The 26,379-nt window shown below is 55.9% G+C and carries 26 protein-coding genes, 1 pseudogene and 1 riboswitch; of the genes and pseudogenes, 6 read left to right on the top strand and 21 right to left on the bottom strand.

The features are described from left to right. Positions 1 to 15: 15 nt before the first annotated feature. The 10 genes from PT964_RS05735 to PT964_RS05690 all read right to left on the bottom strand — a co-directional run bounded on the left by PT964_RS05735 (position 16) and on the right by PT964_RS05690 (position 9,827). Positions 16 to 1,062: an ABC transporter substrate-binding protein gene (locus PT964_RS05735; protein ID WP_274362369.1), complete on the bottom strand. Its 1,047-nt coding sequence runs from the start codon at positions 1,060 to 1,062 to the stop codon at positions 16 to 18. 567 nt (positions 1,063 to 1,629) lie between these two features. Then, positions 1,630 to 2,148: an ADP-heptose synthase gene (locus PT964_RS05730; RefSeq protein ID WP_274362368.1), complete on the bottom strand. Its 519-nt coding sequence runs from the start codon at positions 2,146 to 2,148 to the stop codon at positions 1,630 to 1,632. Positions 2,149 to 2,251: 103 nt separating this feature from the next. Next, positions 2,252 to 2,647 carry a hypothetical protein gene (locus PT964_RS05725; RefSeq protein WP_274362367.1) on the bottom strand — a complete coding sequence of 132 codons (396 nt, stop codon included), beginning with the start codon at positions 2,645 to 2,647 and terminating at the stop codon, positions 2,252 to 2,254. 116 nt (positions 2,648 to 2,763) lie between these two features. Next, entirely contained in the window at positions 2,764 to 2,943 is a 180-nt protein-coding gene (gene yhfH / locus PT964_RS05720; protein WP_274362366.1) for a protein YhfH, read from the bottom strand. 107 nt (positions 2,944 to 3,050) lie between these two features. Then, a complete protein-coding gene (locus PT964_RS05715; protein ID WP_274362365.1) occupies positions 3,051 to 3,545 on the bottom strand; it encodes a hypothetical protein in 495 nt (164 codons plus the stop codon). A 146-nt stretch (positions 3,546 to 3,691) separates the two neighbouring features. Further along, positions 3,692 to 3,961 carry a hypothetical protein gene (locus tag PT964_RS05710; RefSeq protein WP_274362364.1) on the bottom strand — a complete coding sequence of 90 codons (270 nt, stop codon included), beginning with the start codon at positions 3,959 to 3,961 and terminating at the stop codon, positions 3,692 to 3,694. A gap of 22 nt (positions 3,962 to 3,983) precedes the next feature. After that, the gene (locus PT964_RS05705; RefSeq protein ID WP_274362363.1) at positions 3,984 to 6,287 is read right to left on the bottom strand and encodes a thiamine pyrophosphate-dependent enzyme; all 2,304 of its coding nucleotides are present in this window, start codon (positions 6,285 to 6,287) and stop codon (positions 3,984 to 3,986) included. Positions 6,288 to 6,324: 37 nt separating this feature from the next. Next, complete coding sequence (locus tag PT964_RS05700; RefSeq protein WP_274362362.1) at positions 6,325 to 7,335, bottom strand: 2-oxoacid:acceptor oxidoreductase family protein; 1,011 nt, start codon at positions 7,333 to 7,335, stop codon at positions 6,325 to 6,327. A gap of 183 nt (positions 7,336 to 7,518) precedes the next feature. Beyond that, the gene (locus tag PT964_RS05695; protein WP_274362361.1) at positions 7,519 to 8,769 is read right to left on the bottom strand and encodes a DUF445 domain-containing protein; all 1,251 of its coding nucleotides are present in this window, start codon (positions 8,767 to 8,769) and stop codon (positions 7,519 to 7,521) included. A gap of 83 nt (positions 8,770 to 8,852) precedes the next feature. Next, complete coding sequence (locus PT964_RS05690; protein WP_274362360.1) at positions 8,853 to 9,827, bottom strand: phosphotransferase; 975 nt, start codon at positions 9,825 to 9,827, stop codon at positions 8,853 to 8,855. A 128-nt stretch (positions 9,828 to 9,955) separates the two neighbouring features. On the opposite strand from PT964_RS05690, the gene PT964_RS05685 reads away from it, so the two are divergent. Both PT964_RS05685 and PT964_RS05680 read left to right on the top strand, forming a co-directional pair. Next, on the top strand, positions 9,956 to 11,278 hold the full coding sequence (locus tag PT964_RS05685; protein WP_274362359.1) for a potassium transporter TrkG: 1,323 nt from the start codon (positions 9,956 to 9,958) through the stop codon (positions 11,276 to 11,278). A 15-nt stretch (positions 11,279 to 11,293) separates the two neighbouring features. Then, complete coding sequence (locus PT964_RS05680) at positions 11,294 to 11,962, top strand: potassium channel family protein (protein WP_274362358.1); 669 nt, start codon at positions 11,294 to 11,296, stop codon at positions 11,960 to 11,962. Positions 11,963 to 11,994: 32 nt separating this feature from the next. Here PT964_RS05680 and PT964_RS05675 read toward each other — a convergent pair whose 3' ends face one another. The 3 genes from PT964_RS05675 to helD form a co-directional block, all read right to left on the bottom strand. Beyond that, a complete protein-coding gene (locus tag PT964_RS05675; protein WP_274362357.1) occupies positions 11,995 to 12,381 on the bottom strand; it encodes a hypothetical protein in 387 nt (128 codons plus the stop codon). Between the two features lie 118 nt (positions 12,382 to 12,499). Next, a complete protein-coding gene (locus tag PT964_RS05670; protein ID WP_274362356.1) occupies positions 12,500 to 13,012 on the bottom strand; it encodes a DnaJ family domain-containing protein in 513 nt (170 codons plus the stop codon). A 110-nt stretch (positions 13,013 to 13,122) separates the two neighbouring features. Continuing rightward, the gene (helD, locus tag PT964_RS05665; RefSeq protein ID WP_274362355.1) at positions 13,123 to 15,381 is read right to left on the bottom strand and encodes an RNA polymerase recycling motor HelD; all 2,259 of its coding nucleotides are present in this window, start codon (positions 15,379 to 15,381) and stop codon (positions 13,123 to 13,125) included. A 126-nt stretch (positions 15,382 to 15,507) separates the two neighbouring features. Between helD and cax the strand changes: the two genes are divergently transcribed. Next, a complete protein-coding gene (gene cax, locus PT964_RS05660) occupies positions 15,508 to 16,569 on the top strand; it encodes a calcium/proton exchanger (protein ID WP_274362354.1) in 1,062 nt (353 codons plus the stop codon). Here cax and PT964_RS05655 read toward each other — a convergent pair. The 3 genes and pseudogenes from PT964_RS05655 to sdaAB all read right to left on the bottom strand — a co-directional run bounded on the left by PT964_RS05655 (position 16,557) and on the right by sdaAB (position 18,734). After that, positions 16,557 to 17,071, bottom strand: a pseudogene (locus PT964_RS05655) (mismatch-specific DNA-glycosylase). The gene cax and the pseudogene PT964_RS05655 sit on opposite strands and share 13 nt — an antisense overlap. Positions 17,072 to 17,106: 35 nt before the next feature. Then, positions 17,107 to 18,015: an L-serine ammonia-lyase, iron-sulfur-dependent, subunit alpha gene (gene sdaAA, locus PT964_RS05650; RefSeq protein ID WP_274362353.1), complete on the bottom strand. Its 909-nt coding sequence runs from the start codon at positions 18,013 to 18,015 to the stop codon at positions 17,107 to 17,109. Beyond that, on the bottom strand, positions 18,012 to 18,734 hold the full coding sequence (gene sdaAB, locus PT964_RS05645) for an L-serine ammonia-lyase, iron-sulfur-dependent subunit beta (RefSeq protein WP_274362352.1): 723 nt from the start codon (positions 18,732 to 18,734) through the stop codon (positions 18,012 to 18,014). The genes sdaAA and sdaAB overlap by 4 nt, the downstream gene beginning before the upstream one ends. A gap of 205 nt (positions 18,735 to 18,939) precedes the next feature. After that, positions 18,940 to 19,050, top strand: a riboswitch (glycine riboswitch). A gap of 211 nt (positions 19,051 to 19,261) precedes the next feature. On the opposite strand from sdaAB, the gene gcvT reads away from it, so the two are divergent. The 3 genes from gcvT to gcvPB are packed head-to-tail and all read left to right on the top strand — an operon-like array spanning position 19,262 to position 23,320. Next, on the top strand, positions 19,262 to 20,401 hold the full coding sequence (gene gcvT, locus PT964_RS05640; RefSeq protein ID WP_274362351.1) for a glycine cleavage system aminomethyltransferase GcvT: 1,140 nt from the start codon (positions 19,262 to 19,264) through the stop codon (positions 20,399 to 20,401). Beyond that, positions 20,394 to 21,773, top strand: coding sequence for an aminomethyl-transferring glycine dehydrogenase subunit GcvPA (gcvPA, locus tag PT964_RS05635; RefSeq protein WP_274362350.1), 1,380 nt, complete (start codon positions 20,394 to 20,396; stop codon positions 21,771 to 21,773). Before gcvT ends, gcvPA begins: the two co-directional genes overlap by 8 nt. Positions 21,774 to 21,784: 11 nt before the next feature. After that, a complete protein-coding gene (gcvPB, locus tag PT964_RS05630) occupies positions 21,785 to 23,320 on the top strand; it encodes an aminomethyl-transferring glycine dehydrogenase subunit GcvPB (protein WP_274362410.1) in 1,536 nt (511 codons plus the stop codon). Positions 23,321 to 23,574: 254 nt separating this feature from the next. Here gcvPB and PT964_RS05625 read toward each other — a convergent pair whose 3' ends face one another. The 5 genes from PT964_RS05625 to cdaS all read right to left on the bottom strand — a co-directional run bounded on the left by PT964_RS05625 (position 23,575) and on the right by cdaS (position 26,297). Further along, positions 23,575 to 23,826, bottom strand: coding sequence for a hypothetical protein (locus PT964_RS05625; RefSeq protein ID WP_274362349.1), 252 nt, complete (start codon positions 23,824 to 23,826; stop codon positions 23,575 to 23,577). 182 nt (positions 23,827 to 24,008) lie between these two features. After that, the gene (locus PT964_RS05620; protein WP_274362348.1) at positions 24,009 to 24,434 is read right to left on the bottom strand and encodes a DUF1801 domain-containing protein; all 426 of its coding nucleotides are present in this window, start codon (positions 24,432 to 24,434) and stop codon (positions 24,009 to 24,011) included. Positions 24,435 to 24,488: 54 nt separating this feature from the next. Then, the gene (locus PT964_RS05615) at positions 24,489 to 24,764 is read right to left on the bottom strand and encodes a YkgJ family cysteine cluster protein (protein WP_274362347.1); all 276 of its coding nucleotides are present in this window, start codon (positions 24,762 to 24,764) and stop codon (positions 24,489 to 24,491) included. Between the two features lie 8 nt (positions 24,765 to 24,772). Further along, positions 24,773 to 25,600, bottom strand: coding sequence for an alpha/beta hydrolase (locus tag PT964_RS05610; RefSeq protein ID WP_274362346.1), 828 nt, complete (start codon positions 25,598 to 25,600; stop codon positions 24,773 to 24,775). Positions 25,601 to 25,685: 85 nt separating this feature from the next. Then, positions 25,686 to 26,297 carry a sporulation-specific diadenylate cyclase CdaS gene (gene cdaS, locus PT964_RS05605; protein WP_274362345.1) on the bottom strand — a complete coding sequence of 204 codons (612 nt, stop codon included), beginning with the start codon at positions 26,295 to 26,297 and terminating at the stop codon, positions 25,686 to 25,688. Positions 26,298 to 26,379 lie beyond the last annotated feature (82 nt).

Genomic DNA, 26,379 nt, shown 5'->3' with positions numbered 1-26,379 from the left:
TCACTCTCTTCGCTGCTATTTTACAATGTGCTCTTCGTTGCCGATCAAATCTTTCATCGCTTGCGTAATCTCAACGCCTTGCTTCTCGGCCGCGGTTTCGTTCATGTACAAGTCGAGCTGTTCCGGGAATTTAACCGGGATATCGCCGGCTTTTTTGCCGTTCAGCAAAATATCCGCCGCCAGCTTACCCGTTGTGTATCCGATATCGTAATATTGGTAGCCGAACGTCGCCAAGCTGCCGCGGTTCACCGAGTCGACGTCGCCTGCGAACAGCGGGAGCTTGTTATTGTTCGCTACGCCGATAACCGCTTCTAACGAGGAAACTACCGTATTGTCCTTCGGAATGTAGATGGCATCGACGCGGCCGATTAACGATTCGGCGGCCTGCTTCACATCGGCGCTCGAGGTCACGGTCGCTTTCTCGATCTTGATGCCGTACGTGTCCAGCGCCTTTTGCGCCATTTCGATCGATGCGACCGAGTTTTGCTCGCCTGCGTTAATGACCGTTCCGAGCGTCTTGACGTTCGGGAATTGCGTGCCGATAAATTCCATCAGCTTCGGAATTTCGTCCGGGTGGGTATCGGATACGCCGGTAATGTTTCCGCCCGGCGCTTCCGGATTTTCTACAAGCCCTGCGCCGACAGGGTCCGTTACGGCCGTGAACAGCACCGGTACGTCTTTGAGTTCATTCGCGATCGCTTGAGCGGACGGCGTCGAGATGCCGAGCGCCAAGTCGACCTTGTCGTTCTTAAACCCTTGCGCAATCGTGATATTGTTCGTGCCGTCGCCTTGCGCGATGCCTACCTTCACTTCCAGGTTCTGGCCTTCGATTAGGCCGTTGTCCTTGAGCGCCGCCAAAAATCCTTCTCTCGTAGCGTCAAGCGACGGATGCTCGACAATTTGCGAGATTCCGATTTTATACTTCTTTCCGTCGGAGGCACCGCCATCGCCTCCGCCGGCGCCTTGCGTGCCGCCGTTTCCGGCGTTTTTCTGTCCGCAGCCGACGGCGACCGTCAATGCGGCCACAGCTACCAGCGCCAAAACCTTCCTGCTCAACTTCATCTCTTTTCCCCCTCGTCGTAATCCAGCTTTACAGCTTGTTTCCGTCAACGCTTTACATAGTTGAAGAATAAATATAAAAACATTTTATATTGGTAGACTAGGGGCGTCAATAAAAAAAACAGAATACACTAGAAGGCCAATAGGTTTGCGAATCTATGAAAACTCGTCTATTTGGCAGAAAACCGGACATATGGTTTGTTAATTGATTGATAGTTCGGTTATAGGCGGCATTTTAAGGAATATGGGTTCTTTTGTCTGTAATACGACCGAAATTGGCGAAGTGTTCTAGAATGCGAATGTCGGTCATGCGGTGCGGCTGGTTACAACGAAACGAAGTTCCGTTGGAGGTAGCTAGTTTGTCGGTGAGAGGAGCTGCAGCGGAATAAAGTTCCGTTCGAGGTGGTCGGTTGGACGCGAGTCAATCTGCAACGGAATATAGTTCTGTTGCAGCGGGGGATTCCCCCATCGCGGCCCAAAAACGAAAAAATGCACTGCGAAATTATTGCGCTTTGTCCGCAAATTGAAAGTCCCGCGAAGCGGGACTTTGTTTACAGGCCTCGGCGGCCGCTATCTCCAATCCTCCAGCGGCGCATCCGCCTCCAGCGCAAATTCGAAATCCTCGATATCGAACACTTGCACGGGCACCTCAACATCGATCACCCGCTCAAGGAAATCGACCTGATCGGTCAAAATCGGCACCTGCTCGCGCAGCGATGCCAGGATCAGCTCCGTCTCGATCGGGTCGAACGTTTCTCCATATTGCGCATTCTCTACGGAGTTAATGACGACAAACGAAATTTTATCGTTAACGAGCAGCGGAGGACTCGTCCTCCAAGGCGCGCCGAACGCTCTTTCGATTTTTTTCCGGTTTAACGGCTCTTCAAAAAATGCGATCATTTCGCCGATTTTCTGTTTCACATGCGCATCGTCCCCGGGATCCGGCATGACAGGCTCGCCGTTATCCCTCATCTCGTACAGCTCCATGACCGTCGAATAAGGCAATATATATTCCACCGGCCGGTTGGGGACCGCCAACTCTCCGTATATCGCTGCCATAACCGCTTCAATGACAAATCGTCGTCTCATCTGAGAGCACCCTCCTAACCTTCCCGGACAACGGAAATGTATGTCTCTACATACATATCATAAATGAAAGGAAAAGTTAAGACGGGAAACGTCCAGATTCCCTTTACCGATGGTCCGCCGAAAGCGCAAACCGCTCCGTTTTCCCGTTCCAATGCACGATGACCTGCACCTCGCTGTCTTTCGTAGGAGGCGCGCTATTCCCATCTCCGTCCGAAGTAACCGTCTTTGATCGGGGAGGCATGGGCGTGTCCGCGCTCCCCCCGCCGATGCCATGATCAAATTCATATTGAATGTTTCCTTGTATCTCTTCCCCGCCAAGATCAGTGAGAGCGAAACGATCTTTATGATAACCGTCGCCCAAGAATGTAACCGTATATTCCGCAGCCCAGTTCGCCGTGCCGCCCGCAAATCGAAGATCGTCGTTCTTCGGGCCGCACCCGAGAAGCGTAAAACCGACGATCCATAATACAGCCAAGCAAAAAAGAAGTTTCTTTGCCATACGACTCCCCCTCGTGCTTACATACGTGCACCGAAGGAAAATCGTTCCAAAAAAATCAAAAACTGACCCTATCACGACCGATAAGATCAGCTTTCGAGCTATTCATATGCTGCGATTTACTTGCGTAAGCTGCTGCTGTGCTTGGGAGCCAGTACAATCGGGACAATATGCAAATCCATACATTCAAAGCATTCATTCCAGTAGCAATCGGCTTGCTCTTGTAAATAAGAGCCGCACTTGGAGCATTGCTTCTGCGGCAGGTTGTTGAAGAACGACACGACGGATGGTTGGTTCATCTTCGGTTCACCGCCCTTATGGAAAGCTTTCGCCTCCATTGTATGCCTGCCGCCGGCAATGCACAAGAGTTATTTTGAAAACGCTAACAATCGCCTAAAAATGCCGCTTACTCTTCGCTGCCGCCGTTCTCCGTAATGGCCGTGGAAACTTTCTGCAGCCGCAAATATTCGTTCTTCACCAGGTTCGGACGGAAGTACGCAAACAAATTGGCCGCTTCGTCGAACGGCAAACCCGGATAACAGACGACCTCTTGATTCGTAAACGGGTTATCCATCAAAATTTGCCATTCGCCGTCCCGTTCTCCATCCGGCACCGCGCGATATATGTACGCCTTCCAGTGCAGCATGCCCCGCAGCTCCTTCCAAACAACCTGCCACGTAGGGCTGAACTTGGCCGGCTCCGGAAACAGGCGCTCGGCCGCCTCAATTCGCGAGCGAACTTCTTCCTCATCGAGATCGGTCGCCTTCTTGATCGCGGCTTTGAACTCATCGACTAAGTCGCGAAATGCGCCGTAGCCCGTTTGCTCCACGTACGCCTTCAATGCGCCCCATTCCGCTTCCCGCGACGAAGAAAGCTGCTCATACAGTTTGACTTTGTTCATACGATACCTCGCTAAACCAATATGCTTGCGCGAACAAGGATAAACGGCTTTGCCGCCCTTTCAGGACGAGAGCCCGTTTACCGATGACGACTTCAGGTGATATATTCCGCGGATATACGATATGAATCGTGAAAAAAGGCTCCGCCTTAGCGGGCGGAACCGGTTTCGACGCGGATCGAACCTTGTTCGTCCAAATATAACCTTCGGTTCGGATCGTTATTCAGCTTCACGTTCATCAGCTTCAGCCGGGAGTCCGTCACCTGCAGTACGGCCCAGTCGGGATTTCCCGCCGCGGCCGTCTCCGCCTCGTCGGGGGCGGCCCACCAGCGGGCCCCCCAATAATCGATGTCGTATATATTCCGCAAGACGGCTGCGGCGATTTCCCCGGTTTCCTTATGTCGCAATACGTAAGGCATCTATGATCCTGGCTCCTTCGTATTACAAGTACGGATTTTCGTGCTTCGCTTTCAGTCTGCTCCAGCGGCGCTCCACTTCGTTCTCGAACGCTTTGTAAGCTTCTTCGTATTCCGGCTTCGTCATATGTCTCGTCTTGCCCATCTGCTTCAGCCAGTCGCTCAGCGGCACGCGCTTCGACTTGTCTTCCGGATTGTACGTAAGCGTCGTAACGCCTTGCTCGACCTCGTACAGCGGGAAGAAGCAGGAGTTCACGGCATTCTCGATAATGGCCGTGCCGTCCTTCTCTTCCGAGAGCCAGTTCAGCGGGCAGGTGATCAAAATTTTGCCGTAGACCAAGCCTTCGTTCTGCGCATAGTATTGCGCCTTCGCGGCTTTCTTCAGCAAATCCTGCGGATGCGCCTCGGAGCCGGTAAACACATAAGGAATGTTGGTCGCCGCCATAATTTGCGGAGTGTCCTTATGGTGGAACAGCTTGCCGCCTTGATGCTTGCCGACGTTGGACGTCGACGTGCGGTGTCCGAGCGGCGTCGAATAGGACAGCTGCGCGCCAGTATTCATGTAGCCCTCGTTATCGTATTCGATAATGATCATCTTATGGTTGCGCAGCGCGGAGCCGATCGCCGGACCCATGCCGATATCCATGCCGCCGTCGCCCGTAACCATGACGAACGTGAAGTCGTCCTTCAAGCCGAGATGATCGAGTTCGCCGCGGCGCTTGCGCTCCCAGAACATCTCGACTACGCCGGAAAGCGTTGCGGCGCCGTTCTGGAACAGGTTGTGGATATAAGTCGCCTTATGCGACGAATACGGGTAGCCTGTCGTAACGACCATCGCGCAGCCCGTATGATACAGAGCGACGATATCTCCCTCGATGCCCTTGAAGAACAGCTCCAAGCCGGAGAAGATGCCGCAGCCCGGACATGCGCCGTGGCCCGGAGCGAGCCGCTTCGGCTTCTTCGTCAGCGAGCGGACCGGCGGAACCTTCACTTTCAGCTTGCCGGAATCCGCATCCTTCTCAACCGTAATGAGGCCAGTCTTCAATTCCTCGTAAGGAATCGGCTCGACGACGCGCTTCGGCGCCTTCTCGGGGTCGCCCGGCGTATGGCCGTAATAATCGAACGGCTTCTCGACAAATCCTTTCTCGACCGCTTCTACGCCCGTTTCAAAGAAGGCGATTGCGTCCTCGAGATAAAAGTCTTTGCCGCCTAGCCCGTAAATGCGGGAAATGACATGAATGTCTTTCACGCCGTGCGTGAACAATGCCGATTTCACTTCGAGCGTCATGTTGCCGCCGTGGCCTCCGTACGAATCGGCGCGGTCGCCGACCACGACAGCCTTCGCGTTCTTGAGCGCATCGGCGATTTTCCGGGCCGGGAACGGACGAATCATGTTCGGAGCGATCAAGCCCGCTTTAATGCCGCGATCGCGAAGCTTGTCGACCGCCACCTTCGAAATTTCCGACGCCGAGTTAAGCACGAACAGCACAACCTCCGCATCGTCCATCCGGTACAGATCGAGAATCGGATACTCGCGGCCCGTCAGCTTCTCGTATTCCTTGCTGATCTGTTCGAACACTTCTTCGGCCCGATACATAGCCATCGACTGCTGGTAGCAGTTGTTGATGTAATCGGGCTCGTTCATGTACGGCCCTACCGTAATCGGGTTATTGCGGTCCAGCACATGCGGGAAGTTCTTCGGTTGTTCCCCGATGAATGCATGCACGTCTTCCTTATTGGCGAACGTCTGTACGCGGCGCTTCTGGTGCGACGTAAAGTAGCCGTCGGAAGCGACGATGACCGGAAGCCGAACGTCGGAATGCTCCGCAAGCTTGATCGCCATAATGTTCATATCGTATACCGCTTGAGGATCGCGGCACATCAAAATTGGCCAGCCCGTGTTGAGCGCGTAATACAAGTCCGAGTGATCGCCGTGAATGTTCAGCGGACCGGACACCGAGCGGCAAACCAGGTTCATGACCATCGGGAAGCGCGTGCCGGATTGAACCGGCATCTGCTCGAGCATGTACAAATAGCCGTTCGCGCTCGTCGCGTTGAACACGCGGCCGCCCGCTGCGGACGCACCGTAGCAAATGCCTGCCGAGCCGTGCTCGCCGTCGGCAGGAATGAGCTTAATGTCATGCTGGCCGTTCGCCTTCATCAGGTCGAGGAACTGCGCCACTTCGGTAGACGGCGAAATCGGGAAATAACCCATAATATGGTAATTGATTTGATGCGCGGCGTACGCGGCCATTTCGTTGCCGGACTCGTATACGATCCGCTGCTCGACCTTGCCGCCGGAAACTTCCTTATCGTACTCGATTGCCATCAGCGTTTCACCTCATCCTATAATCGTGATTTACAGATTATTGAACCTGCGCTAATTTGAATCTATGAGGGACGCGGTGCTCTTCCGCGTAACCGTCCGTCTCGCGCGCGTCGTTTAACGCTTCCGTCGGACATGCGTGCACGCACTTCAAACAGCCTTTGCAATACTGGTAATCGATGCCTTGGAGAAACATTTGCGGACGGCCTCTCTTATCCTCCTTCTCCTCCCAAACAAAGCAGAAGTCCGGACATACGGTATCGCAAGCCGCGCAGTGAATACATTTGTCTTCGTCGAAATGCGGCATCATCCCGCTCCGCGAGATGCTCAAATCCTTCAGGATGCTGTTCCCCGGGTTCGTGACCATGCCGCCGATCGGCTGCGTTTCGTACCCGAGCACCGGGATATCCCAGCGTTTCGGCAGCGGCATTTCGGTGCCTTCCGGAAGAGCGAACGTCTGGAACTTCACCTCGTCGTAACCGCGCTGGAACGTGCGAAGCGCCGGCTCCACCGCTTGCGGGTATTTCTTCTCCAGCGATTTGCGGATGACGCCGCGCATGTGGTCGGCGTCCAGGAAGTCGCACAGCCGGAACATCGCGCCCAGCATCGCCATATTGACGCGGTTTTTCTCCTCGAGCGCAATACCTGTAGCATCGATGACGGCGATCGTTCCGCCGATGAGCTTCAACTTTTCCTTCAACTGTTCCGGGGTACGCGCGGAGTTGACTAATACAGTGCTGTCGGCATAGATGCCGCTGACAACGTTCACGGTCTTCGAAAGATTTTCATGAAAAATGCTTACGATATGAGGCCTTTCGACAGGCGTCGTATCGCGGATTTCCGCGTTCGTATCGCAGAAGCGAATATGCGCCTTAACCGGAGAGCCTTTCTTCTCCGAACCGTAGGACGAAAAGCTCACTCCGTTGAAACCACTTCCAACGACGCCCGATTCTGCCAGCATTTTCCCGGCCAAGTTGGCGCCCAGCCCACCGATCGATTCCAAGCGGATTTCAAAAAAACCGAGCTCGTTCACTTTTGGCAGAACTGCCATAATTCCCTCTCCCTCCTGAAGTCCAAGTGACGCAACGAAATGTAACAGCAATTTGAAAATAGTATAACAGGAAACGATATGGTTGCACACTACTTTTTTCCTTTTTGGGAAAAGAAAAAGCCGAAACGGGCGGCCCGTTAACGGCTTTATCGTAAACAGTCTTTAAAATTAGGTTAATACAGCTTACATGAACAGCCGGATGAGGCCGAGTCCGAGCCCGATCGCAAAGCCGCAAATCGCCCCGTTCACCCGAATCCATTGGATATCCTTGCCGATATGCTCCTCCATCATGTCGATCAGCTCCTCGTTGCTGAGCTTGTCCGCGTTCTCCTTCACGAGCCGCCCGATCGCTCCGTGATTGCGTTCGACCAGCAAGCCGATCTGCTGCTGTATCCATGCGTTCAGCTTATCCATCGTACCGGGAGAAGCCGACAGCTTCTCGAGCGACCGCTCCAGGAAAGGCAGCAGCTTCTCCTCCCTGAAGGAAGGGTCGGACAGCCGCTCGGCCGCCCAAGCCTGCACACGGGTCAAAGCCCCGGCTAGCGCCCGTTCCAGCTCCTCGCTCTCGGCGATCCTTAGCTTGAAAGCCTCGATCTCCTCCATAGCCTTCGGATTATTAGGCAGGTTCTCCATCGTACCCCGAATGGAACGAAGCACATCTTGACGGTACGGATTCGCGTCGAATCTCATGTCTTGAATGGTCGACAGCAAAAACTCCTGAATGATGCCGCCCAGCCGGTCCGGATTCATATACCCGGCAAAAGCGTTGACAGCAAACCCCATGAACCCGCCGAGCTGCACGTTCTCAAGCGCCTTCGCCGCCATAGCCCCCATTCGAATCCGTGTGTCCTCGCGTACGGCAAACCGCTCCGCCTGCGTCAGCACGTAATCGAACGCCGTCTCATCGAGCTTCCTCGACAGTGCGGCCTCGGCCGCCTTGCCGACCAGCGGCGCCGCGTCCAGCTCTCTCACGATGCTCCGCACGGCCGGCGCAAGCGCCCTGGCCGCCGCCTCCGTATCGATTTGCCGAACATACGACTCCGCTGCGGAAACGATCCGCAATACGGTTTCTTCATTCTTTAGCTGTCCGCGAACCGCCTGAACGATCTTTTCCGCGATGCTTACACCCTTCAATTTTTCTATAATACTTTCTTTATTTAGTAGGTTCGTCTGGATTGCGTTCACTAACGCGTTCGTCACTTTTTCCCGATTTTTCGGGAGCAGCGCGGTATGCGGGATCGGCAGCCCGAGCGGATGGCGGAACAAAGCGGTGACGGCGAACCAATCTGCCAGACCGCCGGCCAGACCCGCCTCAAAGCCGCTTTGCAGCAAAATGCCGTAAGGGGTATCCGCGATCGGAAACGTCGCCAAAAATCCGGCGCCCATGACTCCCAATGATATTGTTGCCGTATGTTTAACGCTGCGTTTAGCCATAACAGGTTCCTACTTTCTCGTTCGTTGCGTATGTCCGTATGCTTGCAGTATACAAGACGAAATCAAACGATTTCAAATGTCCCTCACCGGTTCAGTCTTCCCGACGCCCGCGCCCAGGCGGTTTGCAGCCTTCTTCGTTTCATGCCGAGCGTTACGCAAAGCTCTTCGGCGGTCGTTTCCCCCTTGAAATACAGCTCCGCGTCCCATGCCAGCATCATGATCGTATTGTCGATCAAGGCAAGCTCGAAATCGTGCAGCACATCGGCTCGCCCGGCGGGGTATCCTTGAGCCAAAAGCTCGTCCGTATAAACAAGAAGCGCATCTTCGGCAAGCGCATCGTCGCGCACATCCTGCAGCAGAATGGCGATATCTCTCGGGGGCGTCGCCGCATTCGCCCATTCCCAATCGATAAACACGAATCGATTCTCGTCCCCCACAATATTGCGCATATGCGGATCTCCGTGTGTAAGCGCAGGCGGACAACGCAAGCTTTTTTTATACAACGGGTAAAACGATTCCGACATAAACAGTACGTCCCGCCGAAGCCCCCCAATATCGTAAGGCACGCCGCTTTTCTCCAGCGCAAGCAGCCGTTCGGACGTCAAGGCAGGCCACTCCATGCTGAACGGATACGGCTCGACAAAGCCTTCGCTTACCCATCGGGACACATGCGGGGAGGAAGCGGCATGCAGCGCGGCGAGACGGCAGACGATCCGGCGGAGCCACAACCGCCGTCCCTCCGGTTGCGAAGCCAAATAGCTTTCCATTACCGGCTCGCCGGCATACTCCGTCAGCATCGCTTGCGGCTCGTCCTCAAACATCGCGACCGTCACCGGCCCCCACGGCTTCAAAAAATCGCCCAAACGCTTCAGAAGCGGAATTTCGTTCCGGCGGCCTTCCGCCGGCTGCTTATAAATCAAACGCGCAGGACCGGCTCCTCCGTCCGGCGCGACCGTCAGCACATCGGCGGCGAACGGCCCCCTCAATACGGAAATTGCAAAGCCGTCCATTCCGAGCATTCGCAGGCGCGCCGCACAGTGCTCAAGCTGCTCCTTCACCGGCATCCTCACCTTCGATCAAATAAGTCTTATTATAATCCTCCTTCTCGGTTATGGTAAAATGTACGCAAGAATCTGCGGAAAGCCGGCCGGTTCTTTCGATCAAGTTGAGAGGCGTGGCATTTCAGTTGAGCAAAATTTCGTTTGCAAGCTCCCCTTTTAAAATCATTACTGCCGGGTACATATCGTTAAGCTTGTTCTTTGCTTTTCTTTACTGCATTCCCGTATTCCATACCGGAAATCTCACATTTCTCGACGCTTGGTTTTTATCCTCCAGCGCTTTAAGCACGACCGGACTAACGACCGTCACGGTTTCTGACGCGCTGACCGCGGCCGGGAGCTGGATTTTAGTGCTGGAGATGCAAATCGGCGGCATCGGCGTAATGGGCACCATCGGCTTTTATATTTTTCTGATGCAGCGGGAAGCGTCCTTGCCGCAGCTTACGCTCATGGGTTTGGAGCAAAATCAGCGGAGCCTGCGGAACGTAAGGCGTCTTGTCATTTTTATTACGTTGTTCTTCCTCGTATCCGAAACAATAGGAGTTTGTCTGCTGCTGCCCGACATACTCGCTCAAGAGCCTTCCGTTTCCGAGGCGCTCCGGAAGACGATCTTTACTTCGGTTTCCTCGTTTACGCACAGCGGCTTCGATTTATACGGCGGCTCGGTGATACGGTTTGCGGCGAGCCCGCTGTTTTTATCGGCGGTCTCCCTCCTTGTCCTGCTCGGCGGAATCGGTTTTCCGACCGTATGGGAGCTGCTGTTTCTTCGGAAAAAGAAAAAAAGCTTATACACGAAGGTGAATCTGCTCGTTCACGGCGCATTGCTGCTGCTGGGCATCCTTGTATTCGCTCCGCTGGAGTGGGCGAATCCGAACACGCTCGGTCCGCTTTCCGCGACGGACAAGCTCGTTAACAGCCTGTTTCTGTCCGTCGGAGCGCGCAATGCGGGAATTACAAACACCGATATCGCGGCAATGGCGCCCGCGAGCGTCATGATTATGCTGTTTCTCATGTTTATCGGCGGCTCCTCGAGCAGCGCATCCGGAGGCATTCGCACAACAACGTTTGCGATTTTGATTTCCAAAGGCATAAGCGCATTCTCCGGAGGCAAGGACGTCGTCATATTTCGCAAATCGCTGTATGAGGAAGACGTGCAGAAGGCGTATCTCGTATTTTGTTTGATGCTCGGCTTGTTTTTGTCGGCTTGCTTCTTCCTGCTGATCGCAGAGCCTTCGCTGGACCCGATGGCCGTCACGTTTGAAGCGATGTCCGCGCTGACGAACACCGGTTACTCCTTCGGAATCACGGCTGATTTGTCGCCGCATTCAAAGGTGTTTATCGCGCTGCTCATGATCGTCGGCCGCATCGGAATCATTTCGATTATTTACAGTATGGTAAAGCCGCGCAAACGGGCGCTCAATTATTTGAAGGAATCAATCATTGTCGGATAAGGGGGAAACTTGCGTATGATGCGAAAGCAATATTTAGTGATCGGGCTGGGGAAATTCGGGAGCACCGTACTGCAGGAGCTTTACAGCTTGGGACACAACGTCGTCGGCTGCGACCGAAACCCGGCGCTGCTTGAGCCGGTGGAGAAATACGCCCAATATGTCGTCCAAGGGGATGCGACGGACGATGCGGTGCTGGACGAGCTCAATGTGGAAATGTTCGACGCGGTCGTTGTCGCCATGGCGACCAACTTCGAAGCCTCCCTATTTATTACGGCGAAGCTGAAAAAGCGGGGCTGCCGCCATGTCATCGTGAAATCGAACGACCGGTTCCGCGGGGACATTTTATCCGAAATCGTCGGCGCGGACGGCGTCGTCTATCCGGAGGAAGAATCCGGCAGAAGGACGGCCAGACAGCTGGTCATGCCCGGTTTGATGGAGTTCGTGGAGCTTTCGCCGCATTGCAGCGGAATCGAAATTAAAGCGCCGGCCGCCTTCCATCACCGTTCCTTGCAAGAGCTCGATTTGCGAAAAAAGTACGGCGTGACCGTGCTCATCATCAACCGCGAACATCTGCACTACCCGATCGTTTCCCCGATGCCCGCCGAAAAGTTTCAACCCGGCGACTCGTTGTTCATCGTCGGAAAGCCCGACGATCTGGGGAAGTTTCAGTCGCAATACTTCTAATACAAAAAGACCTCGCTTGAGGTCTTTTCTCGTTAAATCGTATTCAGACCGCCGTAATGGGCGGCGTAAGTCAACAAATCTTTCGCGATCGGCAGGACGAACTCGGTCGCCCCCATGTCGAAAATGCCGCTTCGGCTGTGCATGACCGCTTTTTTGGCGTAAATCCGGTAATGATGCTGTCCGATGTCCATGCTCGCAATTTCATTGCCGGAGCTGCGGCTCGACACGAACCGAACCGGCTTTCCGACCGTTTCGTACGGGATGATGCTCACGATATCTTCAAGTTTTATATAGTAATTGACGTGCGGCTTCTGATAAACGAGCTCCTTCGTTGAGACCGAGATGCCGAAATCCTTTTTCTTGTGGGACATTTTCAATTCGCCCTCGAGCGATTTCAGCTGCAGAAAGTCATTGTACAACCGGAAGACTCCTCCCTTCGGGCGGAAACGCGCGCCCTTCCTTAAGAAAGCCATGCACCGAGTGTACCATACATCGCAGCGGCGCTCTACCCGCAGGAGGAAATCGGCGAAACGGAAATTATACCCAATATTGCTTCAGCTGACGTTTTAACGATTCCTTCGACACCAACGGTTTTTGGAACAAATGGGAAGGCACGGAATTGTTGTACTTCGAAATTTTTTTGTTGACCTCCGCCAGTTCGCCGTCCATGCCCGCAGCGATTCCGGAATCGATCAGCTTCTCGAGCTGGATGAGCCGGTCGCGAATTTCATGCTGCAGCTGCAGCCATTGCGGCAGCACGTTCGCGTTCTTGAGCACTCCGTACAACGCATCTCCCGTCTGGATTTCCAGCGGCTTGCCCTTCCCCTTGATGTCGTCCAGCCCGCCGTTCTTCTCGCACTCCGCGAACGCTTCGTCCATCCAATGGTTCAGCTGACGTTCGGTAACAATCGTTCTTGCCGCATCTTCCGCAACGTTTTTGGGAACCTCGGGTCCTCGTCCGTGCCGCATTTCTTTTTCAAATTTTTTTGCATTCGCGAACCGTTCCATTTGTTCTTTCGCCTGCTCGAGCCGCTCCGTCTTATTTTCCATTGAAGAAACACCCCGTTCTTCCGGATTTGTTCTCCCCGCGCACTCCCATATTTTTCTTTATTTATCATATCCAACCGAAGCGATTTCCGGTTGTGACAAACCGGTGAACATTATGGCGATTCGGTGACGACGAACGGGGTAAGACGGCCGTTATAAAACAGATGAAGGCGATGCAGCGCGCGCGTGCAGACGGTATAGAACAGCTTCCGCTCCTCCTCGCGTCCGTACCGATGCTCGCCGGCGTTCCAGACGATGACCGCGTCGAACTCAAGGCCCTTCGCCAAATAAGACGGCAGCGCCACGACGCCCGACTCGAAGCTCTGCGAATCTTTCGTGAGCCGTTTGATCTTGAGCTGAGACGGCAATGCCTGCATCGCTTCGTCGCATTCTGCGGCCGTCTTCGTGATGACGGCGATCGAGCTCATACCTTCCTGCCGGAGCGCTTCGATGAGCTCGGCCGTACGCTGCGCCGTTACTTCCGCACTCTCGGTCCTCTCCCATGCCGGCGCCTCTCCGCTCCGCTCGAACGGCTCGATCTCTCCTCCCCCGGGAATCATGCCTCGGGTAAAGTCTACGATTTCCTTCGTGGAGCGATAGCTTCGAAGCAGGCGGATCGTCGCGGTTTCCTCCGCCGGGAACAACGTTTCGCTCTCCAGATGCCCGCGCTCGACGCCCGAGCCTTGAATTGCCTGGTTGATGTCGCCGAGCGCCGTAAAGCCGGCGTTCGGAAACAGCCTGCGCAAATAAGACCATTGAAGCGGCGAGTAATCCTGCGCTTCGTCGACGACGACGTGGCGAATCCTGTTTCTGCGGGACGCCCCGTGAAACGCCTCCAGCAAATATAACAGCGGTACGGCGTCCTCGTACGGCAGCTTCTCGCCGTCCAGCCTGCGAGGCGTATCCGCGGCGGCGTCCGGCCAATCGGCGGACGGGGTCAGCTTCAGCTCCGCGCATAGCTTTTCGTACGTCCCTTCCCGCTCGAACAGCTGCAGGTACGTGCCTGCAATATCGACGAACCGGAACTGCTTCACGTCTTCGCGAACCGGCTCGTACGCCTTTCTCGCCTTCCGGAGGCTTAACCGCTTCAGCTCGTCTTCGGTGCCCAAATATTGAGGCGCCTTCAGCATTTTGCGGTAAAGCGTCACAGCGGACTTCTTCTCTAGCTCGCCGAGCTCCTCGAGCAGCTTCTCCTGCATGCTCGCCAGCCGAATCGGAATGCGCTTGTTCGCATACTCCTCATAAAACATGCGCGTTAGCCGCTCCGCCCCGATGAGCGTCTTTTCCTTCCGCTTGATCGAAAGAAACCGTACCCCGTCCGTATCCAACGATGCCGCATACCGGTCGAGCACGTCTGCGAAATGCTTCGAAGCTTTCAGACGGATGCCGGCCATCCGCTGCGCGTAATCGTCGTGTTTCTCCGGCGAGTATACGAATTCCAATTGATCGTACGGATGCTCCGGCGGACGAATGCCGCGGAGCCGGCTCCATACGTAATCGAAGAACGTCGTTTGCGGGATCGGCTCTTCCCCGAGCTCCGGGAGCACGCCGGATACGTAATCGTTAAACACGTCGTTCGGCGAAAACAGCACCACCTGCTCCGGCGACCAGTTGTTGCGGTGCCGGTAGAGCAAATAGGCGATTCGCTGGAGAGCCGCCGACGTTTTTCCGCTCCCCGCGGCGCCCTGCACGAACAAATACCGGTGCTGCGTATTACGGATGATTTGGTTTTGCTCCCGCTGAATCGTCGTAACGATCGATTTCATTCTCGGCTCGGTGTTTCGGCCGAGCATCTGCTTCAGCATGTCGTCGCCGATCGTCACGCCGGTGTCGAAGACGGACAGCAGCTTTCCGCCGCGAATGACATATTGCCGCTTCAGCGTAATTTCGCCCTTGATCGTTGCCGCCGGGGCTTCATATTCCGCAGGACCCGGCCCGTAATCGTAGTACATGCTTGCGACAGGGGTACGCCAATCGTACACGACCACTTCGTTCGTATCGTCGTCGATCAGCGACATCGTGCCTATGTAAATGCGAAGCAGTTCCTCCTCTCCGGATTCCCTAAAGTCGAGCCGGCCGAAATACGGCGACGACTTGACCAGCTCCAATCGTTCGGCGCGGCCTTTTGCAAGCCGGTAGCTCGTAGCTTGCTGGGACAATTCCTGAGCTTGCTGGGTTAACTGGGCCGCCGCCTCGAACCAATCGTCCGTATCGTATACGACTTCTTCCCAAAGCTCCTTTTTGCCCGTAACGAGCTGCTCTTTTCTCCCTCCGGCAATTTGCGCGGCTTCTTCGATTTCCTCGTCGATCATCCGAAGCACGTTCCGGAGCTGCTCTTCCTCCTGCTGTCGTTCTTTCGCTTCCAAGCTCACTAGCGCCCGCCTCCCCGTAAAAATGCTTATAGATAAATGCGCTCGTACCGTGTTATATTCTTCCAAAGTTTCGGCTAAACCATTATAATACGAGAAAAAAACTTTCGTGGAGAGGTGCCCTGTTTCATGGCAAACAAATTTTTTCTGATATTGCTCTCAGCCGGCCTGCCGCTGTCGATCGCCGGCAGCTTGCTGCACTGGTCGGAAACGTTGATGTTCCTGATTTACTGTCTTACCATCATAGCATTGGCTTCTTACATGGGGCGCGCGACGGAAAGCTTGGCGATCGTAGCCGGACCGCGGATCGGCGGACTGCTCAACGCCACCTTCGGCAACGCCGTAGAACTGATCATCTCGATCTTTTCTTTGAAAGCAGGATTAGTAGGTGTCGTCCTTGCTTCGTTGACCGGTTCCGTGCTCGGAAACCTTTTGCTTGTGGCGGGACTTTCTTTCTTTATAGGGGGACTAAAGTACAAGCGTCAAGAATTTAATGTGTATGACGCCCGCCATAACTCGGCGCTGCTCATGTTTGCGGTCATCGTCGCCTTCGTCATCCCCGAAGTGTTTTCGTTCAATATGCCGGAGCAGGATACGTTCACCTTAAGCTTAGGCGTTTCCGGCGTACTCATTTTGCTTTATTTAGCCGCACTGTTTTTCAAGCTTGTCACGCACCGGGGCGTCTATGCAACCTCCGATGAGAATGGAAATCACGGCCACGATGAGCAGCCGGAATGGGGACGCGGCTTGTCCATCGCCGTCTTGGCGGCGGCAACGATCGCGGTCGCTTACGTTTCCGAGAATCTGGTGCATACGTTCCACGGCGTAGCCGAACGGTTCGGCTGGAGCGAGCTGTTCATCGGGGTCATCATCGTCGCCATCGTCGGCAACGCGGCGGAGCACGCTTCCGCTATTATTTTCGCGTTTAAAAACAAAATGAACATCGCCGTGGAAATTGCGGTCGGTTCGACCCTGCAAGTCGCGATGTTCGTGGCGCCCGTTCTCGTATTCGTTTCGATGTTTTTCGATACGCGGATGCCGCTCGTCTTCTCGCTGCCGGAGCTCATTGCCATGGCCGCCTCCGTGCTGCTTACGGTTGCGATTTCCAACGACGGGGATACGAACTGGTTCGAGGGCTTGACCCTGCTTGCCGCCTATCTCATTATGGGCATCGGCTTTTATTTGCTGTAGGTTTGAATTTCCTTCGCAAGCTCGCGGTATATGTCCGCCATCTCCTCCAGCTTGAGCCTCACAAGGCCGCTGGAGGAGGGGCCGACAAACTCCCTCACGCCGGGCACATGCTCATCCGGCTGGAACCCCCACCCGCGTCCTTTGTTTCCGGAAAACTGCTCGTACACCCCTTTGCCGATAAAGCATACGATCGCCGGACGATACGTTTCCAGCTTTCGGAGCAGCACCTGACGGCCTGCGCATATTCTTCCCTCGTAATTTCATCCGCCGCGCGGGTCGGCCTCGGAACGATATTGGTAAAGCCGAAGCCTAGCTTCAATAGCTCTGCGCCCTCGTGTGAGGCGTATAGTCTCGGCATGACGCCGGAAAGATGCATCATTTTCCAGAACCGGTTGCTCGGATTGGCGTAATGGTGTCCGGTTTGACTGGAGCGGATGCTCGGATTGTAGCCGACAAACAGCACGGCAAGCCGTTCCCGGATATGATCCGGAATCGGCTGCAGCTCCGCTTCGGTCTCCGATCCTTTTTCCCGTTCGCTCATGCTTCGTCCTCCCGTTTCACGTTCGTACGCTTCCGGCTCCTCAGTTCCTCCATTATCCGCTTGCCGGTCGGCGTCGTAGCAAGACCGCCTTTCGCCGTCTCCCGGTGTTTGTCCGGCATCGCGCTGCCCACCTCGTACATGACCCCGATCACCTCGTCGGACGGAATGACGCTCCGCACGCCGGCGAGCGCCATGTCGGCCGCTGCCAATGCGTTTACCGCCCCCAGTCCGTTGCGCACGATGCACGGAATTTCCACCAAGCCGCCGACCGGATCGCAGATGAGTCCCAGCGTATTTTTCAGCGCCAGCCCGACCGCATGCACCGCCTGCGCCGGAGTGCCGCCGCGCAGCTCCGTCAGCGCTCCGGCCGCCATCCCGATCGCCGAACCGACCTCGGCCTGACAGCCGCCTTCCGCACCGGAAATAAACGAATTGTTGGCAATGACAAAGCCGATGGCGCCTGCGGCAAACAAGCCGTCGGCGAGCCGTTCGTCGTCCCAGCCGAACCGCTCCTGCGAGCTGACGAACACGCCGGGAATAATGCCGCAGCTGCCGGCGGTCGGCGTCGCGACTACCCGTCCCATCGACGCGTTCACCTCGGATACGGCGAGCGCGTACGCCATCGCCTTCGACGCCCAATCGCCGGACGACGGCTCCCCGCGCTTCGCCCACTCCATGACGCGCTGCGCGTCGCCGCCGGTATAGCCGCTTCGGGACGTCGTATCTTCGGTTAATCCCCGGCGAACCGCTTCTTTCATCACGCGATAATACTCCAGCATCGTTGCGCGTTCGGCTTCCGGTGTTTTGCCGGACTCCGCCGACTGTTCCCGCAGCATCAGCTCCGCTATGCTCAAGCCTTCCTTGGCGCACAGCTCCGAAAGCTCCTTCAGCGTCCGAAATCTCATGCTTCTTCCCCCTCTTTGAGCCGGGTCCGGGTCGGGTTCGGGCCTGCCCATTCCTGCTCCCACCGAACCACTCGTACATCGCGAATCCATTTTGCCCCGCACAGCTCATATTCCGCTTCAACGGGGATATCACCGTCAATTTCCAGTACGGTCATCGCTTCCCCGCTCCTGCTCTTGCGGTCGACATCCATATATCCGATATTAATCCCGTGCTTGCTCAATATTCTTGTCACATTCGCCAGAACGCCCGGTCTGTCCTCATGCGTCAGCACGATGACGGGCAGCTCCGAGCCGAATTCGACTTCGAAGCCGTTGACGGATACGATCCGTATATTTCCACCGCCGATGGATGCGCCTATAACCTCCACACCGCCGCTCGCGCCTTTAGCTTCGATTTTCGCCGTGTTGGGATGCTGCGCGGCGCCTTTGCCGATGCGGAATTCAATATCGATGCCGCTGCTTTCGGCTAACGAAAGTGCGTCTTTTATTTTCTCGTCATCCGTCTGCAGCCCCAGCAGACCCCCGGCCAGCGCAAGATCGGTTCCGTGCCCTTCATACGTCTCCGCGAACGAGCCGTATAGCGTTATGACTGCATGCTGCGGCTGCTCCGCAAGCAAAGCCCGCACCGCGTAGCCGATTCTCGCCGCGCCGGCCGTATGCGAGCTCGACGGGCCGAGCATCACCGGGCCGATGATCGAAAACACATTTTTAAACCGCATCGGATCCACCTCGAATGGTTTCAGAGAAGTAAGCGCTTTATAGCCAATATCATCATATATCCGATTAGGCCATCGGTGTCAATGTGCGGAATATTTTCATAGTGTGGATTAGTGGAAAGCATTTTAACAAAAACTCGTTGCATCAATCTTGACAGTTCCAGCATTTGGCGGATAATAGGAGTGTGTAAAAATTTCATACTTGCGGATGATGGTATAGGGAGAGATTGCCGTTTCTTCAGCTTTGCGGACGGCGGCGCCGAAGGAGTAAGCCCTCGAATCGGGTGAATCTCTCAGGCAAAAGGACCTTTATCGGACGCGGCTCTGGAGAGCATTCGCATGTTCGAACAGGGCGGGTCGCCAAAGGAGAAACTTGCGGCAGCTTTCAGTCGGCCGTCGCGAGGTAACTCTCAGGTAAAAGGGACAGAGCTAAGGGGATGTATTGGTAAGCAATACGTGTCTTTAGCTGTGTCCTTTTTTGTGTTCAAATAACGACCACCATTTGTATTTCAGGAAGGAGTACGTAATCGATGCCGGAACTGAAGCGAACCCCCCTCTTCCCGATTTACGCCGAGCATGGCGCCAAGACGATCGATTTCGGCGGCTGGGAGCTGCCGGTGCAGTTCGAAGGGATCATGAAGGAGCATGAAGCGGTGCGGGAGCGCGCCGGATTGTTCGACGTTTCGCATATGGGAGAAGTGCTGATTGAAGGCGAGGATGCCAAAAGGTTCCTGCAACGACTCACTACGAACGATGTGGAGCGGCTTGTGCCGGGTATGGCGCAATATTCGATCATGTGCTACCCGAACGGCGGGACGGTGGACGATCTGCTCGTTTATATGCTTGGCGAAAACCGCTATATGACCGTCATTAACGCAAACAATATCGGCAAAGACCTCGAATGGATGCGAAAGCATGCCGAAGGCTTCGCCGTTACCGTTGCGGATGTGTCGGATGAAACCGCGCTCCTGGCGCTGCAGGGGCCGCATGCCGAGGAGATTTTGCAGTCCGCGACGGAAGTTGATTTGTCCGGGCTGCAGCCGTTTCGGTTTGTCGAAGGCGCGAAGGTGGCGGGTGTCGCGGCGCTGATTTCCCGAACCGGTTATACCGGAGAAGACGGCTTCGAGCTGTACGTTGCCGCCGACAATGCGGCGCCGCTATGGCGGGCGCTGCTGGAAGCCGGTCGGGAGCTCGGACTGTCGCCGGCGGGGCTGGGAGCGCGCGACACGCTCCGTTTCGAGGCGCGTTTGTCGCTCTATGGGCAAGAGCTGTCTCCCGATATCTCCCCGCTTGAGGCGGGCTTGGGTTTTTTCGTGAAGCTGGACAAAGAGGATTTTATCGGCCGCGATGCATTGGCGAAGCAGAAGGAGCAAGGCGTGCCGCGCAAGCTGGTCGGCATCGAAATGATCGACCGCGGCATCCCGCGTTCGCATTACCGGGTTTACGCGGCGGACGGCGACTTGATCGGGGAAGTGACGACGGGCACGCAGTCGCCGACGCTCAAGCTGAATCTCGGGCTCGCGTTAATCGACAGCCGACGTTCGGAGCTTGGCGGCGAGGTGCTCGTCGACGTCCGAGGAAAGCTGCTCCGGGCTAAAATCGTGAAAGCCCCGTTTTACAAGAAGGGACGGAATCACGAAACACGACAGGAGGAACGCAAAGATGGGTAGTACGAGTACGAGCAAAAAACACCGTTACATTCCGATGACGGAGCAGGACGAGAAGGAAATGCTGCAAACTGTCGGAGCCGCGTCCGTCGAGGAGCTGTTCGCCGACATTCCTTCGGAGGTGCGCTTTCGTGGAAGGCTGGAAGTGTCCGAAGCGTTGGACGAAGCGGCGCTGCAGCGCCACATGCGCAGCCTAGCTGCCAAGAACGCCGATGCGGATACTTATGCGAGCTTTCTCGGCGCAGGCTTATACGATCACCAAGTGCCTGTCGTAATCAACCATATTGTCTCGCGCTCCGAGTTTTACACCGCCTATACGCCGTATCAGCCGGAAATTTCGCAGGGCGAGCTGCAAGCCGTCTTCGAATTTCAGTCGTACATTTGCGAGCTGACCGGCATGAAGGTGGCGAACGCGAGCATGTACGACGGAGCAACCGCCTTGGCGGAAGCGGGCGCTTTGGCTGCGGGTGCGACGAAGCGCAGCCGCCTCGTCGTTTCGCGGGCGGTGCATCCCGAAGCGCGGCAAGTGCTCGCCGTCACCGCTCGCGGCCTCGGGCTTACGATCGCCGAGGCTGAAGTAGTCGACGGCGCTACGGATCTGGCGGCGCTTAGCGCGCTGATCGATGAAGGTACCGCCGCCGTCATGGTGCAATATCCGAACTTCTTCGGATGCGTGGAGGACTTGGCGGCGCTTGCTGCTATGGCTCACAGCGCAGGCGCGCTGTTTGTAGTAAGCGCCAATCCGCTGGCGCTCGGGCTGCTTGAGGCGCCGGGCAAGCTCGGCGCGGACATCGTCGTCGGCGACGCGCAGCCGCTGGGCATCTCCCCCGCGTTCGGCGGTCCGACGTGCGGCTTCTTCGCCGTAAGCGAAGCGCACATGCGGCGCATTCCCGGCCGCCTCGTCGGCCAGACGGTCGACCGCGAAGGCAAGCGCGGCTTCGTGCTGACGCTGCAGGCGCGCGAGCAGCATATCCGCCGCGAGAAGGCGACGTCCAACATTTGCTCGAACCAAGCGCTGCTTGCGCTCTGCGCTTCGGTCTACTTGTCGGTTATGGGGCGGCAAGGGTTGAAAGAGGTCGCCAATTTGAACCTGCAGAAAGCCCACTACGCGGCTCGCCGGCTTTCGCAGGTTCCCGGATTGTCGATTGCGTTCCGCTCCCCTTTCTTTAACGAGTTTGCCGTGAAGCTTCCGCAGCGATTGAGCGATGTGGGCGCGGTCAATTCCGAGCTTCTGAAGCGCGGCTTCATCGGCGGATATGACCTCGGCCGCGATTACCCCGAGCTCGCCGGGCACATGCTCGTTGCGGTTACGGAGCGGCGCACGAAGGAAGACATCGACGCATTCGCGTCCGGATTGGAGGCTTTGCTGGCATGAGCGATTCGAATATGATTTTTACGGCCGGCGTTGATGTTGGCCATACCCGTTCCCGCGAGCACGAGCAGGCGCTCATCTTCGAGCTTCATCGTCCCGGACGGGCCGCCTATTCCCTGCCGGAATGCGACGTGCCTGAGGTTGATGCATCGGAGCTGCTTCCGGCTGCCGCACTCCGCAAAGAGGATGCGGCGCTGCCCGAAGTGTACGAGGTGGACGTCATTCGCCATTATACGTCGCTTTCCCGCCGTAACTTCGGCGTCGATAACGGCTTCTATCCGCTCGGCTCCTGTACGATGAAATACAATCCGAAAATTAACGAGGACGTTGCGCGCTACCCGGGCTTCGCCAAGATCCATCCGTACCAAAGCGAGGAATCGATCCAAGGTGCGCTGGAGCTGCTTTATACGCTGCAGAACGATCTTGCGGCCGTCACGGGCATGGATCAGGTGACGCTTCAGCCTGCCGCCGGCGCGCACGGTGAATTTACCGGGCTGATGATTATTCGCGCCTACCACGAAAGCCGCGGCGAGCGGCGCACGAAGGTGATCGTGCCCGATTCCTCGCACGGCACGAACCCGGCAAGCTCGACTGCTGCGGGGTACGTGACGGTTACGATTCCGTCGAACGAGCGCGGCCTGGTGGACCTCGAAGCGCTTCGGGCGGCGGTCGGCCCGGACACGGCGGCGCTCATGCTGACGAATCCGAATACGCTCGGCTTGTTCGAAGAGCAGATCGTAGAGATGGCTCGCATTGTGCACGAGGCCGGCGGCTTGCTCTATTATGACGGCGCCAACTCGAACGCGATCATGGGCATCGCGCGGCCGGGCGACATGGGCTTCGACGTCGTGCATTTGAACCTTCACAAAACGATGAGCACTCCGCACGGCGGCGGCGGCCCCGGTGCCGGACCGGTCGGCGTTAAGTCGAAGCTCATTCCGTTCCTGCCGAAGCCGCTTGTTCGAAAGCGCGAGGACGGCAGCGGCGGCGGGAGTGATAGTGACAGTGACGGTTTGTATTATCTTGACTACGATAATCCGACCTCCATCGGCCGCGTTAAAGCGTTCTACGGCAACTTCGGCATTCTCGTCCGCGCCTATGCGTATATTCGCACCTTAGGCCCCGACGGCTTGCGGCGGGTGTCCGAGTGCGCCGTGCTGAACGCCAATTATATGCTTCGCCGGCTGGCGCCGCACTTCGACGTGCCGTTCGACCGGTTCTGCAAGCACGAATTCGTGCTGTCGGGCAAAAACCTGAAGCCGTACGGCGTGCGTACGCTCGATATGGCGAAGCGGCTGCTCGATTTCGGCTACCATCCGCCGACGATCTACTTTCCGCTCAACGTCGAGGAGTGCATCATGATCGAGCCGACGGAGACGGAGAGCAAGGAAACGCTCGATCAATTCATCGATACGCTCATCCATATCGTAGATGAAGCGAAGACGAATCCGGAGCTTGTGAAGAACGCACCGTATACGACGGTCGTCCGCCGCCTCGACGAAGCGACGGCCGCCCGCAAGCCGGTGCTCAACTGCGCTTGCAGCGTGTAAATGGGAAAACGGTCCGGCTGCCTTTCATTCGTGTAAGGCAATCGGACCGTTATTTACGTTAGCACCAACTTTTGGTGCTAATGCCGGAGCGTCCCTGTCATTCGGTTTGCGATGCCGGAAATAACGGAACAACGTGTCCGCTAAAAACCGCCTTACCCCTAAAAGCTGCGAATTAACGGAACAAGTTGTCCGCTAATCGCCCGAAAACCGCCAATTACCGGCGATTCAAGCGAATTAGCGGACATTCGGTTCCGCTAACGAGCCCTTTTACCCGGTTTCGACAAAATTAGCGGACAACCGGTTCCGTTAGCGCCAAAGCGATTCGCGTCAGTTCCGGAAATGGTAACTGGCGATACCGGCAGCATCAGCAATACCGGAAGCACCGGAAGCGTCGGCGATACCGGAAGCATCAGCAATACCAGAAACATCAGCAGTACCGGAAGCGCCGGAAGCACCGACAGTACAGCCAAAAATCGGTTCGACCTTTGACCTGCCATTCCCATCATCGTAGAAGATCCGTCTTTAAAACATACTTTACAGTTTCATACCTGGTGTGTCTGCATGGACATGAGAGTTTTTGGTCCTTAGTCGGTCGCGCGGCGGTAAAGTGGCAGAGTTAGCAACAAATTTTGGTACTAAGTCGGTCGCGCGGCGGTTACCCCGCGATAACACCAACTATTGGTGCCAATCACTGTTCTTGCGGGTAAGTCTTCTGCAGATACGCTACGGATTGCTTAATTAACGCTTGCAAAACATCGACGTTAATATCTTCAACTTTATTGATGTATACGCATCCTTTTCCTGCCGTGTGTTTCCCGAAATCCTTCAACAAAGCATCGCGCTCCGTGTCGCCAGGCGCAAAATAAAGACTGATTTTCGCCTTTCTGGGCGAAAATCCGACTAACGGCGCATCGCCTTCATGACCGGAATTGTATTTATAATGGTAGGCTCCGAATCCGATAATGCTCGGTCCCCACATCTTAGCTTGATACCCCGTCGCCTCCGTGAAAACATCCAGCAGTTTGTACGCGTCCTCCCGCTTTTTCGGGCTGTCTGCATTTTCAATAAATTCAATAACGCTGCTGTCGGTTTCTTTTGTTTTCAGCTCATACATACGAAAAAACGCCCCTACAACCTAATATTTTCCATCCCCCGATTACGAAAGCCCTTACTCTGATCCGGTCGGAGCCGTCGGAGCCGTCGCTTCCTCCAGCTTCGCCAAGTACGCAAACGCGTGCTCGTTCGTCGGTCCGCACATTTCCGGCGATGCCGCCAAGCTGCTGCAAACAACCGGCCGCTCGGGCTTGCCGAACAGCTTGCACTGATTACTCTCCGTAAGCTGTACGCACCGAACGCCCGCGGGCTTCCCCTCCGGCATACCGGGAATCGGAGACGAAATCGAAACTGCGATGCAGCATGCGGCGCAACCGATTCTACATTCCATTCCGCCGCTCAACGGTCACTAGCATCGGCATCGGTTCCGGAAGTCCAGCCGTTCGACTGCAGCCACCGGGCGCACAAGGCGGTCCATTGGCCGACGCTTGCATCGTCCTCCGCAAGACCGAGTCCGTGCCTGCCCTTCTCAAAGATGTGCAGCTCGAACGGTATGCCGCTTCTGCTCAGCGCTGCCGCAAACATCATGCTGTTCTCCACCGGCACGCCGCTGTCGTCCGCCGTATGCCAAAGAAAAGCCGGCGGCGTATCCTTGTCCACTTGGAGCTCGCACGACAGCAAGTCTCGAAGCGCCTCATCCGGCTGTTCGCCCAGCTGCGCGATCATCGAGCCTTCGTGCAAATAAGGCTCCTGGAACGTTATAACCGGATAGCAAAGTACGGCCAAATTCGGCTTGCTGCCGTGCGCATCGATTGCATCGCCCCCGTCCCCCGCTTGAACGGCCGGCAGCACGGCGGAGCATGCGGCCAGATGCCCGCCTGCGGAAAATCCGAGCACGCCGACACGATCGGGATCGATATTCCACTCGTTCGCCCTCGCCCGGATCGTGCGAATCGCGCGCTGCGCGTCTAATATAGCGTTCGGGTACCCGTAAGGCTTCACCCGATAACGCAGCACGAACGCGGAAATCCCGAGCGAATTGAGCCACTGCGCGATCGGCCTGCCCTCATGCTCCGCGCGGACCCAATATCCGCCGCCCGGGCATACAAGCACGCATGGCGCCGCTCCTTCAGAAGACGAAACCAAATAAGCTTCGATCGCAGGCTGATCCTCCGCCTCCGTCCCCATCGCGTTCGGGGCGCCTTCCGGCCATAGCAAATCGTTCATGTGCAACACCTCTTCCCACAAAAGTTCGCTCTGCATTTAATAGTAAACTTTTTATGGACAGATGTGTAACTTTTTTCCTTGGTCACTAATGTACGGTAAAAGGATACATATTTCCATGAATGCTGAACGAAGCTTGTCCCGTCTCTTCCGAGACGACAATGACCAGCGCGTCGCATCGTTCCGTTAACCCCAATGCCGCTCGGTGTCTTGTTCCCAGCTTTTTCTGACCCGTTACTCTTTGGGACAGCGGCAGTACATTGGTGGCGGACGTAATGATGTTCTGTTGAATCAAAACCGCTCCGTCATGCAGCGGGCTGCCCGGAACAAAGATCGACTCGAGCAGCGAGTGCGTTAGTGAGGCATTAACCGGTATGCCGGGCGTCACGAACGGGTCCAAAGGCTCCGACCTTTGCACCGCTAAGAGCGCCCCATGCCTTCGTTCGGACAAGTTGCGCACGGAGGCCGCAATTTCCGCATATTTTTCCGTAAAGGAAGAAAGGTAACATTTTAAATAGAAAGTAGAAGCCAGCGATTCTACCTCGCCGCATTTTCGCTTTAATTGTTCGAAATCGTTCAAAAGACACGTTTCTTCACGGTCCAGAACGTTCGCAATATGATCAACTTCCTCGCCCAAGCTTTTCAGCTTCTCTTTCAGTTCCTCCTTCAAAGGAGAGAAATCGCAATCGTTCGTTTCCACCTCGTCACGCTCCTGCGTTCGTTATCCTTTCTCCACTGCCAATAATATGCCTCCGAAATTCTCAAACATTCCCTCGAATAGC

Source organism: Paenibacillus thermotolerans, assembly GCF_028745515.1.
Classification (GTDB): domain Bacteria; phylum Bacillota; class Bacilli; order Paenibacillales; family YIM-B00363; genus Paenibacillus_AE; species Paenibacillus_AE thermotolerans.
The sequence above is the reverse complement of the archived record's forward strand: the minus strand, read 5'-3'. Positions and strand labels throughout refer to the sequence as shown.